The organism is Luteibacter sp. 621, assembly GCF_050435445.1.
Lineage (GTDB): Bacteria > Pseudomonadota > Gammaproteobacteria > Xanthomonadales > Rhodanobacteraceae > Luteibacter.
In genome coordinates, this window is the sequence record NZ_JBNDKI010000007.1 from 156,489 (window position 1) to 170,910 (window position 14,422).

The following is a 14,422-nucleotide window of genomic DNA, read 5'->3' on the forward strand; positions in this document are numbered from 1 at the left end:
AATTATTTCTTGCCTTTCGCGGTGGGCAGCTGGGCGTTCTGCCACGCGTAGGTGCCGCCATCGAGCACGAACACGCGGGTAAAGCCCGCCTTGATCAGCCGGTTAGCGGGCTTGGACAGCGTGCGGCCGTCCTTGTCGATCAGCACCACCGGGAGATCTTTCGCCTTGGCGAGGTCCTTGTGCTCCGGGTCGAACTGGCTGACGGCCACGTTCTTCGCGCCGGGGACATGGGCCTTCTCGAAATCCGCGCTGGCCGAGAGATCGATGATCAGCGGGTTATCGCGGTTGATGAGCTGGGTGAGCCCGGCCGGGGTGAGACCCTTCCATTTGCGGAAGAGGGTGCCGACTTCCATGGCGATCAGCGCCACCAGGATGGCCACGAAAAGGCCCACCAGGGCGAGGTGGTTGCTCGCGAACTCAGGCAACTTGTGCAGTACGTCGTTCATCGGGTCCTTGCTCGTCCCGTGGATCAACCGGCGATTATATAGGGATCAGTGGGGGGAGAAGTCCGGCAGGCCGGTCATCAGGGTCCAGCGGTTCTTTTCCTTGTCGTAATGCCAGCGCTGCTGGTCGACAAAGCTCCGCTCGGCCTGGGTGTTCACGTTCGCCACGTTGATCTGGACGGTCTGGACCACCTCGTCGTCGCCATCGGGGCGGGGGCCGCCGCCCTCGTCATAGCCGGTCACCCGCAGCTGGCTAAGCCGGCTCTGTTCCAGCGAGCTCATGGGGTGATCTTTGGCGTAATCCTTGTCCACGAACGATTGCGCCATCGCGAAATCGCCCCAGCGAATGGCCGATGCGTACTGGTTAAGGGTGCGGGTCAGCGAGTCGCTGCGGATATCGCTGGCGCAACCGCCCAGCGTGGCAGCACAGGCAAGGGCGAGGGTGGGCAGGGCAAAGCGGCGCATGGCGGGTTCCAACGTGGCGTCGGGGGGCATTATGCCCGGCGTTTGGCCACGAAGCGTGCCGACAGGGTGGCGGCAGGCTTTTCGCCGGTTCCGGGCACCACGCAAGACAGGTCGGCACGGGCCCGGCCACGGGCGTCCAGGGTGGTGAAGAACGTTTTCCAGCTGCCGCCCACGCTCAGGCTGGCTTCCGCACGCAGGTCATCCCAGACCGGGTCGAGATAGCGGATCGACGAATCGCCGACGAACAGGTCGCAGTCATCGCCGCGACGGCGCAGGTTGGCCTCCACGAGCGCCCAGCATGCCAGGGTCATCAGGCTGGCCAGGCTGCCGCCGAACGCACAGCCTTTGTCGTTGATGTTGGGCTGCAGCGGCGCGGTCATCACAAGGCGCTCCCCATCGCATCCCGGGATGTGGATACCCATGGCTCGCGCAAGGGGGATACTGTCGAGGATGAAGCGTTCGAGAGTGGCGAAAGTCGGGTCGGGCATCGTCATAGACGCGGAAGTCTACGTAACGCGGCTAACCGTTCGCATCCGTACGGCCTGCCCCAACCTTCGGCATTGGTCGGGGGCTACCTGCTTTTTCTATCCTCGCGTGTCCCCGCGTCGGTCCCCCCTGCAGGAAGCAACCCGTGAGTCGTTCGCATCCGCTACGTAACGTTACTGTGGTTATTACCCGTCCTGCCGGGACGGCGGGCCCGCTTGCCCGTCGCGTACGCAAGCTGGGCGGCATTCCCGTGAGCGTGCCCGGGCTGTCGCTCCGGGCCACGGAAGATGCCACGGCGGTGGATGCCTCCCTGCGCCGCGCGCTGGAGGGCGATGTCCTCGTCTTCACCAGCCCCGCCGCGGTGCGCTTTGCGGCAGACGTACTGCCGTTGGCCACGCGCGCGACGGTTGTGGCGGTGGGCCGTGGCACGGCGCGCGCACTCAAGACCGTGGGTGTCGCCAATGTCCACTTCCCAGAAACTTCGCAGGACAGTGAAGGCGTACTCGCACTGCCCGAACTGGCCAGTGTCAGCGGGCGCCACGTGGCCCTGATCGGTGCACCGGGCGGCCGCGGCGTGCTGCGCGAGCAGCTTGTCGCCCGCGGTGCCACGCTCGACGAAGTGCACGTGTATCACCGCGTGGCCCCCCGGATCGATCGCCGCCATATCGATCCGCTTTTGAAGCTGACCCGTCGCTCGGCGGTCCTGCTTTCCAGTGCCGAAGCCCTCGATCACCTGCACCGGGCGCTCATCGCGCCCGCCTGGCGCCGCCTGGTCCAGGCCGTCGCGGTCGTAAGCAGCGAGCGGCTGCGTGCGGTTGCGCAGGGCATGGGTTTCGAGCGGGTGGTGGTTGCCCAGTCGGCCTTGCCGGCGGATCTGCTGGCCGCCGCGGCCGAAGTGTCATTCACGCGCCGTTGAAGGATGTATTCCGTGCGTTGGCGTATGGCCTGCTAGCATGCCCGGCATGACGACCGAGACGCCTCCGACCGAATCCGCCCCGGCCAACCCGGCCCCGGCCGCTCCCACCCCGCCCGCCGGTGCACGGCGCGCACCCGATCCTGCACCACGCAGGGGCGGTGGCGGCCTGGCGTTTGCCATACTGCTCGCGCTCGCCGCGGCAGGGGCCGCGGGGTACACCGCGTGGACCGTCTGGACCATGCGCCAGGACCTTGGCGCCGCCAATGGGCTGAAGGGCCAGGTCGATACGCTGCAGACGGCGGTGGACGGACTGCGCGACGACAATGCGAACCTTCGTCGCCGCCTTAGCGATGCCGATGGCGTGAACCGCTCGGCGCGCGAGGAAGTGCTTGGCATGGCCGAGCGCACGAAGAACCTCGAAGACGCCGTGGCGAATCTTTCCGAGCGTAGCCTGAGCGGACATGACGCCATGTTGCTGGATGAGGCCGAATCGCTGCTGCGCATGGCGAAGGAACGGTTCGCGTTGTTCGGCGATGCCAGTGGCGCCCTCTCCGCTTACGACCTGGCTGACAAGACGCTCGCCGGCGTGAACGACAGCGCATTTGCCGCGGTTCGCCAGAACCTCACCGCGGAGCGCGAAGCGTTGGAAGCGGTGCAACCGAAGGCTCGGGCAAACGACCTGGCGACACTAGCCGACCTGCGCGCGCAGATCCCGACCTTGCCGCTGAAGAATATCGACAGCCAGGCGGGCGCCGACGAAGACCGGACGTTCTGGCAACGCGCGGGCAACGCCCTTGGCAGCATCGTGCGCATCAGCCACGACGAAGGCACGCCGCTCGGCCTGGCCGACGATCGCCTGGCGCGTGAACTTGCTGCCCTTGATGTGGCACATGCCGAAGCGGCCGTGCTGGCCTACGACGACCGTGCACGTGCCGACGCGCTCAAGCGCGTCGATGCGACGCTCGTGGCGCACTTCAACACCCAGGCACCCTCGGTACAGACGGCGCGCCAGCGCATTGCCACGCTGCTTGCCAGCCAGGCGAAGGGCGGCGAACCGAAGCTGGGCGCTGCGCTGGAAGAACTGCGCAACCTGCGCTCGGTGCATGCGCTGAAGGCTAATGGTGGCGCTGCCACGGCGGCACCCGCGCATTCGACCTCGGCCCCCGCTCCGGCGGCACCGGCCGCAGCACCGGCCGCAGCACCCGCGGCGGCATCCTCCGCCGCGAAGGCCACGCCATGAAGCTCTGGCGCTGGATCGTAGGGCTCATCCTTGTCGCGGTGCTCGCGGCGTTCGCGTGGCACTGGGTCGCGGATGATCCCGGCTACGTCATGATCCACCTGCGTGGCACGACGTTGCAGATGACCGTCGTCACCGGCGTCGTGCTCTTGCTCGTGGCGTGGGCGGCCATCGCGTTTCTCGTCGCGCTCATCCGCTGGCCGTTTGGTGCCATGAACAGCCGCCATCGCCGCCTGAGCCGGCGTCGCCTCGCCGATGGCCTTGTCGCGCTGATCGAAGGGCGCCACGGCGAAGCCGAGCGCGACCTGAACCGTGCTGCGCGTTACCCCTCGGTGCGCGGGCCGGCGTTGCTGGCTGCGGCCGAAGCCGCGGAACGGCATGGTGAATCGGCGCGCGCGATCGAGACGCTGGACCTGGCCGCCCAGGAAACACCGCGAGCTGCGCGCGTCCTCCGTGCGCGGCTCATGCGCCGTACCGGGCGTGCCGCCGAGGGTGCGGCGTTGCTGGCGCCCGAGGCGAACAGTGGCGCGCTCACCCCGGCCGGTTGGGTGGAATTCGCCGAGGCCTCGCTGGCCAGTGGCGATGCACGCAACGCGATGCGTGCGCTGGAACCACTGCGCAAGAGTGGCGAACTGGGCGCGCCCGCGTTCAACGACCTGGAATCGCGCGTGGTGGCGGCGGCCATCGTTGCGCAGCCCGATGGCGCATCGCTCACGGGTTTCTGGTCGCAACTCCCGAAGGGCCAGCGTCGGCTGCCTTCTGCCATCGATGCCTACGCTCGCCAGGCCATGCGCTATGGCCAGTCCATGGCCGCCATGGATGAGATCGAATCCGCACTTCGGCGCGAATGGTCACCGGAACTTGTCGCCACCTATGGCGGCATGGGCTCGGAAGATCTCGAGCAGCGCGTACGCCGTGCCGAGGCGTGGATCGACACGCACCCGAACGATCCTGTCTTGCTGACGACCGTGGGCCGCATGTGCGTGCGCATGCAGCTTTGGGGCAAGGCCAAACCCTACCTCGAACGCGCGCTCGCCATTGCGCCGAGCGCCGCGGCATGGGAGGCGCTGGGTGATGTCTACCAAGGCGAGCAGCAGCCCGAGCTCGCGCAGCGTTGCTATCGCAACGCGTTCGCGCTTATGCGCGGTGAGTCGGCGGAGAGCCTGCCCGAGATGCGGCTAGGCCGCATCGACACGCGGGTAACGGCGGTAGAAGAGCGCGACCAGCACGGCGTGCCGCGCCTGTCCCCGTAAGCTCGGTCAGCGGCCGGGCGCGCGGTTGACGCCGCCCGGTGGCCGCCAATGGCCTGCCAGCGCACATTGCTGCGCGCGCCGCTTGGCATGTACGACCTCATCAGGGGCCATGCCGGCGAAGGCGTCCGGCGTGTCGAAACGCGCGTAGAGTTCCACGCACTCCCGTGGCGTCAACGGGGGTTCGTTGAAATGCGGCAGTGGTTCGCTACGCCCCTGCTTGCTGGCCGTAAAAATGCCGTTCGCAATGAGGTAGAAGAGCATGAGGGCAAACCAGGAAACGGCCCATGCGAGCGGCGGCACGCGGAACCGCCCGCGACGCGGCGTATGCCCTTTGCGCTGCGGAGACAAGGCGGTAACGGGCGCGGCGCGCTGGATGTACTCCTCGCGCGTCGATGGTGGCAACCCTTCGAACGCGTCCTGCCACGATTGCAGTTGTGCTGGTGTCAGGTAAAGCGTAAGCCAGTCGGGAATCCTCTCGTACAACCTTCCGATATCGGGCCAGCGCCGCACGGTGTAGTCGTCGATACCCGCCTGTGCACGCGTGAGCAACGCGACCCATGTGGAGCGCCAGCCCGCGTCCAGTGCGAGCCAGTCTTCGGCTTGCGCATGCACACGCGCGATCCAGATGGCGCGTGGATCGCCAGCACGCAGGCGGCCAACTTCATGCCAGTGGAAAGCCAGGGAGGCGGCGTCGAATAACGCCGGCCGTCGATCGATCGCATAGGTGCGCATTGCATCGATCAGCAGATCTTCGAACTGGCCGGGTGCATCGATGTACCCGTGGCGTAACGACGCGAGCGCGTGGTCGAGGAGCCCGGCGATCGCCGCCTCGCCTGCGTGGCGCATGGCCTCGCGAAGTCCGCGCATGGCTTCGTCAGCCGCCTCGTCTTTGCCTGGCCCCGGCTGCTCAGTGGCATGTATCGCGACCACGGACGTCGGCGGCGCGGTATCGCTTGCCGGCTCGTCGGCTTGGGAGTGTTCATCGCACCATGCCAGTGCGGCCTGGTAGGCCTCGCGAAGTCGCTGGAACCCTGCGCGGTCAGATGCCTGGTCGATCAGGCGCAACTGCATGGCGTACGCACGCCGCACCGCCACCGCATCCGCGTGGGGAGGCAGGCCCAATGCTTCGAGGTGCCAGGGAATCATTTCCATGCTAGTACGTGGGCGCCGCCTGGCGTGGCGCTGCCTCCGCGCGTTGCAATCGATCGAGCAGAAGCCGGCATTCGCGGAGTTGGGTAAGTTGTTCGTCGGTCGGTTGCGTGAGCAGGCTTTTGATCTCGTCCACCGTCTGCATGCACGCGGAAGCTCGTGACCGCTCTGCAGCAGACGTCCCTGGTACATGCCGTGCCATCGCATCCGCAGGCTCGGGTTCAGCGCGGCGCGTGAGGCCAGCGATCCACGTGGCGAAGAAAAAAAACATGACGCAGGTGATGCTCGCGTTGCGGCGGGCGCGGCTCTGCCGGTTTCCCACGGGTGCGTGCATCGCGCGATGTGCCGCGTCGTGTTGGGCGCGCCCGGCATTGCCCATCGCCAAACGGTGGGCCACGCCGGCCACTTCCTCGTGCCGTCGGTTCCACGCCGCAGCACGCGATCCGGAAATATACAGGCCGAGAAACCGTGGATATTGCGCCAGTGCATCGTGGATGGGCGGCCATGCGCGTGCGCCTGGGGCGGGTATCGGGGTATCGTTATCGCCGTAGTACGACAGCCAGTGCAGCACGTGCTCACGCCGCGCCGGATCGATGCCGGCAAAGGCATGCCGTTCACGTTCGACCGCATCGATCCACGCGCCGCCGCGGCCGAGTGAACTGAGGTGTGCAAACTCGCCCCAACCGAAACGCGCCGATGCCGCGGTGAATACCGCCAGCCGATGGCCTAGCTGCTGGTTGGCCAACGCTTCCACGAGCAAGCACTCGAACAGGAATGGCGCATCGAGGTGGTGCTGGCGCAAGTCGCGCGTGCAGGCATCGAACTCGGCATCGAGGTCGGGCGGCTCCGCAGCCTGGATGCGCTGCCCCAGCTGCTCCAGCCATTGCGCGGCCAGGGCGGCCAGCGCGGTGGGGCGCTCGCCCGTTCCGTGCGCGTTCGCCTCCGTTGGCGACACCGTTCCAGCCTCGTCCTCGCAACTGCATTCCGGCGCTTGCCCAGGCCGCGATAGCCAATCCCGCGCCCGCTCGTAGGCTTCGCGTAGACGCGCGAAACCTTCCGGATCCGTGGCGGGATCGATGGCTTTGAGGCGCGCGGCATACGCCTGCCTTACGCTAGGCGCATCGGCATCCGCCCCCAGTGCCAGCGCTTCGAGGAACCACGGCGTCTGCACGGGACTCAGCCTCCGTGATCTGGCGCGAAGTATCCATCGGACTCAATGGCCTTGAGCGCATCACGAAACTGTGCCGCGTCCCGCGAAATGAGTCGCACGTCCTGTGTCGCCAGTACCTGCTCGAAGCGCATGATCATCTGGCCGACATGGTCCCGTGCCGTGCCCAGGAGCTGTTCGTACATCCGTTCCGCTCGTGCGAGCAAGGTGCGGTTCTCCAGCGTATCGCGGGGGTGGATCTTGAGCGCCGAGAGTGCCTCGAGCCGGCGCGCGATGTCCGCAGCCGACATGTGCGCCTGGCCGCTTTCGATCACAAGGCGTCGCGTTTCACCGGTCGCCACGACGCTGACTTCTACTTCGAGCAAGCCGTTCACGTCGTAGGTGAACCGGACATCGACGCCGTTGGCGTGGGGTGTGCCAGGCTCGATGGCGACCTTGACCTCACCGAGCCGGATATTGTCGCGGACCATGCGCGACTCGCCCTGGTACACGGTGATGAGGATCTCGCGCTGCTGTGCATGGACAGGAAAGAAGCGCTGGACCTTGCTTACCGGCACGACGGTATTACGTTCGATGATGGGGGCGTAGTAACCCTCGACGATCGTCCCTTGCTCCAGCGATCGCACGACCTCGGTCCCCAGCGTATAGGGACATACATCGGTCATGACGGTTTCGTCGAGCGCCTTGTCCTTCATTTTCAGGCCGGCCTGCACCGCCGCGCCCAGGGCGACCACCTCGTCGGGGTTGAGGCCCACCGCGGGGAATCGACCGAACATGCGCGTCGCCAGCGAACGAATCATGGGCATGCGTGTTGCGCCGCCAGCCAGTACGACGTTGTCGAGATCGGCGGCGCGGATCCGCGCATCGCGCAACGCACGTTCGATGGGCCGCCACAGGCGGTTCAGCAGTGGCTCGGAGAGCTTTTCGAATGCCTCGGCGTCGAGTTCGACACGGGCCTGCGAACCCTGCCAGCTGATCTCGAACGACGCCTTGCCCTGCGCACCAAGCTCGCGTTTCGCGGCTTCCGCGCGCGCGGCTAGCCGCTGCATGAAGCTGGCGTCGGCACGGGCAGCGTCGGGAATACCGCGGGCGAAGGCGAGCTCCGCGATCATGCTGGCGAAGTCCTCGCCCCCCAGCATGTTGTCGCCCGCACTGGCGCGTACCTCCATCACGCCTTCGAACATCTCGAGGATGGAGACATCGAACGTGCCGCCGCCCAGGTCGAACACGAGGAACTGCGTTTCTCGCTGGCCCTCGTGCATCCCATAGGCGAGCGCTGCGGCGGTCGGCTCGTTGAGCAACCGCTCGACCCTGAGGCCGGCAAGCTCCCCCGCTACCCGCGTGGCCTTTCGTTGCGCGTCGGAAAAGTAGGCGGGGACCGTGATGACGGCCTCGGTCACTTCCTCGCCGAGGAATGCCTCGGCATCGGCCTTGAGCGATCTGAGCACCAGCGCCGAAAGTTCCTCGGGACGAAAATCCCGGTTGCCGAGCCGCATGACGCGCGCACTGCCCATGTAGCGCTTGAACAGCGCCGCAGTAAGGCCCGGGTGGGTTTGCAGGCGCTCGCGCGCTGCCTCGCCTACCAGGACATGGCCATCGGTATCGATACCCACGCACGAGGGTGTAAGAAAGCTGCCCAAGGCGTTCGGCACAAGGCGGGGGCCGCCGTCTTTCCAGACGGCGACGAGGCTGTTGGTCGTACCAAGGTCAATACCGACGATCATGCGTGTCCCTGACATGCGTGCGCCATGCCGGCGCACCATCCGTTGTTTAGCGGCAGCCAGCGCGCAGCCTTGAACACGCCGCGCCTGGTTCCCGGGTTAGTGAAAGATCGCGCTCAGCAGGCACAGTGCGAGGAAGCCCAGGAGGATCCACCCGAACCAGTACCCCGCGCCGTGGGCTGGCGCCGTCACGTTCGCGGCCACGCGTTGCTCGTGCAGGCGTTCCCATGCGTCCGCCTGCCGGCCGGTCAGGTGGAGCGCCATGAATTCACGCTGGCGTACCAGGGCCTCGCTGGCCGCGGGCCACAGGGCGACGTGGGCGGCCAGGGGCGCCCCCCGGGCTAGCGCTTCGAGCGTGTTCAGCAGGCGCGGCCCGTCCCACGTTTTTGAGAGCTCGTGGCGCTGGCGTTCGATCGTCTCGACCCAGCGGCCTTCCGCGCCCAGCTGCCGGAAATGGCTGACATCGTTCCAGCCGAACTGCGCCAGCGCGATGCGGAAGATGGCGGCGCGCTGGCGCATGCCGCCCACGGCGAGCCGCTCGACCAGCCCAGCCTCGAAGGCCACGGCCGCCTCCGGGCGCTGCAGCCGCAACACGGCAAGGCAGGACGCAAGTTCGTTGGTGATATCGGCATCACTTCCTTCGTGAACCCGCCCGCAGAAGCGGTCCAGCAGCCGGGTTCCCATGGCCACGGGGCTTTCTTCGTGTGCCACGGGTGCTGCGGAGGGTAGGGGGGCCCCGGGTTCGGCACGGGTGCTTGCCGGAGCAGGTAGCTCCTCGGGGAGGGGAAAGTCACCCTGCGCCCCTCCACCCGACACGAAACTGCGCGCCACCTCGTAGGCCTGGCGCAGCCGGTCGAATGCCGCGGGATCTCCCGCCTGATCGATGGCCTTCAGGTGAAGGGCGTAGGCCCGCTTCACATCGCGCTCGCCAGCGGATGCATCCAGGCCAAGATGGGCCAGGAACCAAGGTATCGTCATGCGCTGCGTCCGTGCCCTAGTACGACGGTCATGTCACCCCAACCCGGGCGCACGCGACGCCCGATTCCCCGTTAGCGGCAGGCGCGGCCCTGCCTAAAGTCCCCCCGCGCGCCGCGAATGCAGCCCCTTACAGCGCGGTGAGATTGGCGTAAGCGTAAACCAGCCACTTCGAACCTTCATCCTCAAAGTTGACCTGGACCCGCATGTGGGCCCCCGCGCCCTCGGCGCTGACGATGGTGCCTTCGCCGAACTTGGGGTGGCTGACCCGCTGGCCCAGCTTCACCGGCATCGGCTCCTCCAGGCTGCTACCGCCCCCGGCAAAGCGATCGGCATAGGCCGGGCGCGACACCTGCACGCGTGGGCGCAGCTCGTCGATCAGCTCGGGCGGAATCTCGCCCAGGAAGCGCGAGGGGCGTGCCAGCATCTCGGTGCCATGCATGCGCCGCGATTCGGCGTGCGAGACGTAGAGCTTCACGCGTGCGCGGGTAATGCCCACATAGGCCAGGCGCCGCTCCTCTTCCAGCCGGTTGTCTTCCTCGGTGGAGCGCTGGCTGGGGAACAGGCCCTCTTCCATGCCCACCAGGAACACCACGGGGAACTCCAGGCCCTTGGCCGAGTGCAGCGTCATCAGCTGCACGCAATCGTCCCAGGCTTCGCCCTGGCCTTCACCGGCTTCGAGCGCGGCGTGGGACAGGAACGCGGAAAGCTCGTTGAGGCCGGCGTCGGTATCTTCCGGGGTCATCTCGAAACGGCTGGCAACATTGACCAGCTCGTCCAGGTTCTCCACCCGGGCCTCGCCGTTGCCGCGCTTGTCGTTTTCGTAGAAATCGCGCAGGCCGGTATGGATGATCGCGTGCTCGATCTGTTCGGCCAGGCTCAGGCCGGCAGGCGCTTCGTCGCCCTCGACATCGCCGCCGCGGAACGTGCGGTGCATTTCATCGATGAGCGCGAGGAACGCGCGCACGGCGTTCTTGGCGCGGCCGGCCAGGGAGCCCATGGCGATCTCGTTGAGCGAGGCCTCCCACATGGAGCTGCCTTCACTGCGGGCGCGGCGACGCAATTCATCCAGCGTGCGGTCGCCGATGCCGCGGGGCGGCGTGTTGACGGCACGCTCAAAGGCGGCATCGTCGTGGCGATTGGAGGCGAGGCGAAGGTAGGCCAGCGCATCCTTGATTTCCGCGCGCTCGAAGAAGCGCAGGCCGCCGTACACGCGGTAGGGCAGGTCGCGCTGGATCAGCTGCTCTTCGAAATTGCGCGATTGGGCGTTCGAGCGGTAAAGGATGGCGCAATCGCGCGCATTCCCATGCTCGGCGATGTATTCGCGGATGCGTTCAATGACGAAGCGCGCTTCGTCCTGTTCGTTGTAAGCGGCGTACAGTGCGATGCGGTCGCCCTCATCGCCATCGGTCCACAGCTGCTTGCCCAGGCGCCCGCCATTCCGGGCGATGACGGCGTTCGCGGCATTGAGAATGGTCGAGGTGGAACGGTAGTTCTGCTCCAGGCGGATGGTCTTCGCACCCGGGAAATCGCGCAGGAACTGCTGCACATTCTCCACCTTTGCGCCACGCCAGCCGTAGATCGCCTGGTCGTCATCGCCCACCACGAAGACCTGGCCGGTGGTGCCGGCCAGCACGCGGATCCACGCGTACTGCAGCGTGTTCGTATCCTGGAACTCATCGATCAGCAGGTAACGCCAGCGGTCCTGGTAGTGCTTGAGGACGTGCGGATCCTTCAGCCAGAGCTCGTGGGCGCGCAGCAGCAATTCGGCGAAATCGACCAGGCCCGCGCGCTGGCATTGCTGTTCGTAGGCCTTGTAGACCTCGACAAAGGTGCGGGTGACCGGGTGGTCGCGATGCTCGATCCCGTCGGGACGCTTGCCCTCGTCCTTCCACTGGTTGATCTGCCAGGCGGCCTGGCGCGGCGGGAAGCGCGCTTCATCCAGGCCCATGCCAGCGATAACGCGCTTGATCAGCCGCTGCTGGTCATCCGAATCCAGGATCTGGAAGCCTTCGACCAGCCCGGCCTCGCGCCAGTGGCGGCGCAGCAGGCGGTGGGCGATGCCGTGGAAGGTGCCCACGGTGAGGCCCTGGGTGCCGCCGGCCACGATGCCATCCAGGCGCGAGCGCATCTCGCCTGCGGCCTTGTTGGTAAATGTGACCGAGAGGATGGCCCACGGCGGCACGCGCTCAACCTGGGTGAGCCAGCCGATGCGGTGGGTGAGCACGCGGGTCTTACCGGAACCGGCGCCCGCGAGGATCAGGTAATGGCCCGGCGGGGCGCTGACGGCCTCGCGCTGCGCGTCGTTCAGGCCGTCGAGAAGATGGGATACGTCCATCCGCCCATTGTAGCGGAGAGGGGGCTCCGGGACCTGCCCACAGCCCCTCCGGGGCGCCGTTAGCGCTTCTGGGCGATGCCCGCCACGGCGACGATGCCGCCGATCACGATGCCCGCAATACCCACCCACTGCGGCAGCGACTTGTCGTGGGTCGCCTCGACCTTGGCCGAGCCGATCTGCACGAGCGTATCGGTTTTCTTGTAGCTGCCATTGCCGGCGACGACCCAGATACCCAGGCCGATAAGGATGACGCCGACGATGATGAGACCTGCGCGCATGGGTATACCCCTGTATGGAACGGTGGCAGGAGCATGCTTTGACGAATGTGACAGAAACGTAAGCGGCCGCCGCCGTCTCGCGCGGCCCGCACGGTCAGACGATGGCCACCTGGTTGATGTTGTTCTTGGGATCCGCCCAGAACGCCTCGTTGGCGAAACGTCCGAACACTTCGCGTGGCAATACCGGCGTGCGCTCGACGGCTTCCACTTTGGCGCGGACGGAGTGCAGGCCGGGCATGCCGACGCGCGCATCGAACTCATCGGCGCTGTATTCGATGTTGTCGAAGTCGTGCGCGAACCACGGTTCGCCGAGGAATGCGTACACCGCCCGCATTGCCGCTTCGGGGTCACGCACCAGGCTCTCGTAGGTGAGCAGCAGCAGGTGGTCGCGGGCGTGCTCGCCGTAGAACGCTTCCTTCGTGGCCTGGTAGGCGAAGCCGACCATGCCACGCGGGTCGGTCAGCGCTTCGACCCGCGAATACACCGTGGTATTCGTGTCGTAGCGGAACACCTTGCTGACGCTCACCGGTTGCTTGAGCACCAGCCGTTCCATGCTGTCGAGCACCCATGCCAGCTGGCGCACGCACGCAATGACCTTCACGCCCGGGAACAGCGTGTTGAGCAGGCCCATGCGGCTGCACCACAGGCGGCTCATGTCGAAGATGGCTTCGGGGCGAGGATCGACCGAGTAAAAATTCTCTACCAGGCCGCGCAGCAAGGCCACGCGCTGTTCGTCCGAGACATCGAACGCGAAATCGTTCCTGCTGCTGGCCTCCGCCACCACAACCCCCATGATGTCGGCGACAGGGCTGGTCATGCCGGCGCGAAAGCGCGGATTCTGGTTCAGGATGGCCGCGAGCAGCGTGGTGCCGGCGCGCGGGAGCCCTGAGATGAAGTGGAACCGGCGCGGGGCATTCGGGGTGTCTGGCGTCACGGACATGCGGTGATTCCTTGGGACGGCAAGAGGTGAGCGTATCAGCGCGCGGGCGCCGTGGAGTCGCGCAGGCGCATCTGGTACCCGACTTCGACCATGCGCGGCTCGCCTTTGCCCAGGAGCCCCAGCAGGAGCTCCTCGGTGGCGCGCTTGCCCATGTCACGGACGGGTTGGTGCACGGTGGTCAGCAGCGGCCATACCTGCGTGGCGATGGTCGTATCGTCGAAGCCGCAGATGGAAACCTCGCCGGGCACCGAGACGCCTGCTTCGGCGGCCGCCCAGATGGCTCCGACCGCCATATCGTCATCGGCGGCGAAAATGGCGGTCGGCCGCTGTTTCAGGCTTAGTAACTGGCGGGCAGCACTCACGCCGGACTCGAAGGAGAACCGGCCTTGCACCATGTAGTCGGGCCGCTCCACCAGGCCGGCGCGCTTGAGCCCATCGCGGAACCCTGCAAGGCGCCAGACGCCCGCGCCGTGCTTCGGATCGCCGATGATGTGGGCAATGCGGCGGTGCCCCAGCTCCACGAGGTGCGCCACCATCGCCGCCGCCGCTTCGCGTTCGCGCAGGATGACACCGGCGATACCTTTGGGCTTTCGCGGCGCAATAGAGGCGAAAGGCAGTCCCTCGGCGCGCAGGTGGGCGAGCAACGCCGGATGGTCGGTAATCGGTGGCGTAAGGATCAGGCCATCGGGACGGTGCCGCCACAAGATCCCTTCCACGCGCTCCATGAAGTCCGGCGCGGTGGAGTCCAGCGGCTGCACCATCATGCTGTACTGGTGCGCTTCGCACGCCTCCTGCACGCCAGCCTGTACTTCCATGACGTAGCTGGGTGACAGGTTGTCGTAGAGCAGCCCGATCATGAACGACCGATTCGAGGCCAGGCTGCGTGCCGAGGTGAGCGGGCGGTAGTTGAGCTCGGCCACGGCGGCCATCACCCGCTCGCGCACTTCCTTGCGCACGCCCGGCTCCTGGTTGAGCACGCGGGAGACGGTCTTCTTTGATGTATCGGATGCACGAGCCACATCGTTAATGGTCACGCGCGACATGAAGACCTCT

The 14,422-nt window shown here is 66.7% G+C and carries 14 protein-coding genes; 3 read left to right on the top strand and 11 right to left on the bottom strand.

The genetic code is table 11. From position 1 onward, the window contains the following. Nucleotides 1-2: 2 nt before the first annotated feature. Genes ABIE56_RS10195 through ABIE56_RS10205 form a run of 3 tightly spaced genes read right to left on the bottom strand, consistent with a single transcriptional unit; the run spans nucleotide 3 to nucleotide 1,402 of the window. Nucleotides 3-446: a rhodanese-like domain-containing protein gene (locus ABIE56_RS10195; RefSeq protein WP_429243697.1), complete on the bottom strand. Its 444-nt coding sequence runs from the start codon at nucleotides 444-446 to the stop codon at nucleotides 3-5. 45 nt (nucleotides 447-491) lie between these two features. After that, entirely contained in the window at nucleotides 492-908 is a 417-nt protein-coding gene (locus ABIE56_RS10200; RefSeq protein WP_429243698.1) for a hypothetical protein, read from the bottom strand. Between the two features lie 29 nt (nucleotides 909-937). Next, complete coding sequence (locus tag ABIE56_RS10205; RefSeq protein ID WP_429243699.1) at nucleotides 938-1,402, bottom strand: YiiD C-terminal domain-containing protein; 465 nt, start codon at nucleotides 1,400-1,402, stop codon at nucleotides 938-940. 137 nt (nucleotides 1,403-1,539) lie between these two features. On the opposite strand from ABIE56_RS10205, the gene ABIE56_RS10210 reads away from it, so the two are divergent. From ABIE56_RS10210 to ABIE56_RS10220, 3 genes are read left to right on the top strand one after another with little or no spacing between them, the layout of a single operon-like run. Continuing rightward, nucleotides 1,540-2,310, top strand: a complete 771-nt coding sequence (locus tag ABIE56_RS10210; protein WP_429243700.1) for a uroporphyrinogen-III synthase — start codon at nucleotides 1,540-1,542, stop codon at nucleotides 2,308-2,310. A 46-nt stretch (nucleotides 2,311-2,356) separates the two neighbouring features. Then, nucleotides 2,357-3,550 carry a uroporphyrinogen-III C-methyltransferase gene (locus ABIE56_RS10215; protein ID WP_429243701.1) on the top strand — a complete coding sequence of 398 codons (1,194 nt, stop codon included), beginning with the start codon at nucleotides 2,357-2,359 and terminating at the stop codon, nucleotides 3,548-3,550. Beyond that, on the top strand, nucleotides 3,547-4,800 hold the full coding sequence (locus ABIE56_RS10220; RefSeq protein ID WP_429243702.1) for a heme biosynthesis protein HemY: 1,254 nt from the start codon (nucleotides 3,547-3,549) through the stop codon (nucleotides 4,798-4,800). Before ABIE56_RS10215 ends, ABIE56_RS10220 begins: the two co-directional genes overlap by 4 nt. A gap of 6 nt (nucleotides 4,801-4,806) precedes the next feature. On the opposite strand, the gene ABIE56_RS10225 is transcribed toward ABIE56_RS10220, so the two are convergent. The 8 genes from ABIE56_RS10225 to ABIE56_RS10260 all read right to left on the bottom strand — a co-directional run bounded on the left by ABIE56_RS10225 (nucleotide 4,807) and on the right by ABIE56_RS10260 (nucleotide 14,412). After that, nucleotides 4,807-5,952, bottom strand: coding sequence for a hypothetical protein (locus ABIE56_RS10225; RefSeq protein WP_429243703.1), 1,146 nt, complete (start codon nucleotides 5,950-5,952; stop codon nucleotides 4,807-4,809). A 1-nt stretch (nucleotide 5,953) separates the two neighbouring features. Further along, nucleotides 5,954-7,120, bottom strand: coding sequence for a hypothetical protein (locus ABIE56_RS10230; protein ID WP_429243704.1), 1,167 nt, complete (start codon nucleotides 7,118-7,120; stop codon nucleotides 5,954-5,956). Nucleotides 7,121-7,125: 5 nt separating this feature from the next. After that, nucleotides 7,126-8,841 (bottom strand): Hsp70 family protein, encoded by a 1,716-nt coding sequence (locus ABIE56_RS10235; RefSeq protein WP_429243705.1) that lies wholly within the window; start codon nucleotides 8,839-8,841, stop codon nucleotides 7,126-7,128. 96 nt (nucleotides 8,842-8,937) lie between these two features. Then, nucleotides 8,938-9,816: a hypothetical protein gene (locus ABIE56_RS10240; protein ID WP_429243706.1), complete on the bottom strand. Its 879-nt coding sequence runs from the start codon at nucleotides 9,814-9,816 to the stop codon at nucleotides 8,938-8,940. 127 nt (nucleotides 9,817-9,943) lie between these two features. Next, nucleotides 9,944-12,151, bottom strand: a complete 2,208-nt coding sequence (uvrD, locus tag ABIE56_RS10245) for a DNA helicase II (protein WP_429243707.1) — start codon at nucleotides 12,149-12,151, stop codon at nucleotides 9,944-9,946. A 59-nt stretch (nucleotides 12,152-12,210) separates the two neighbouring features. Beyond that, a complete protein-coding gene (locus ABIE56_RS10250; RefSeq protein WP_429243708.1) occupies nucleotides 12,211-12,429 on the bottom strand; it encodes a hypothetical protein in 219 nt (72 codons plus the stop codon). A gap of 94 nt (nucleotides 12,430-12,523) precedes the next feature. Continuing rightward, nucleotides 12,524-13,369, bottom strand: coding sequence for a sulfotransferase family protein (locus tag ABIE56_RS10255; protein ID WP_429243709.1), 846 nt, complete (start codon nucleotides 13,367-13,369; stop codon nucleotides 12,524-12,526). A 35-nt stretch (nucleotides 13,370-13,404) separates the two neighbouring features. Beyond that, nucleotides 13,405-14,412 (bottom strand): LacI family DNA-binding transcriptional regulator, encoded by a 1,008-nt coding sequence (locus ABIE56_RS10260; RefSeq protein ID WP_429243710.1) that lies wholly within the window; start codon nucleotides 14,410-14,412, stop codon nucleotides 13,405-13,407. Between the last annotated feature and the right edge of the window lie 10 nt (nucleotides 14,413-14,422).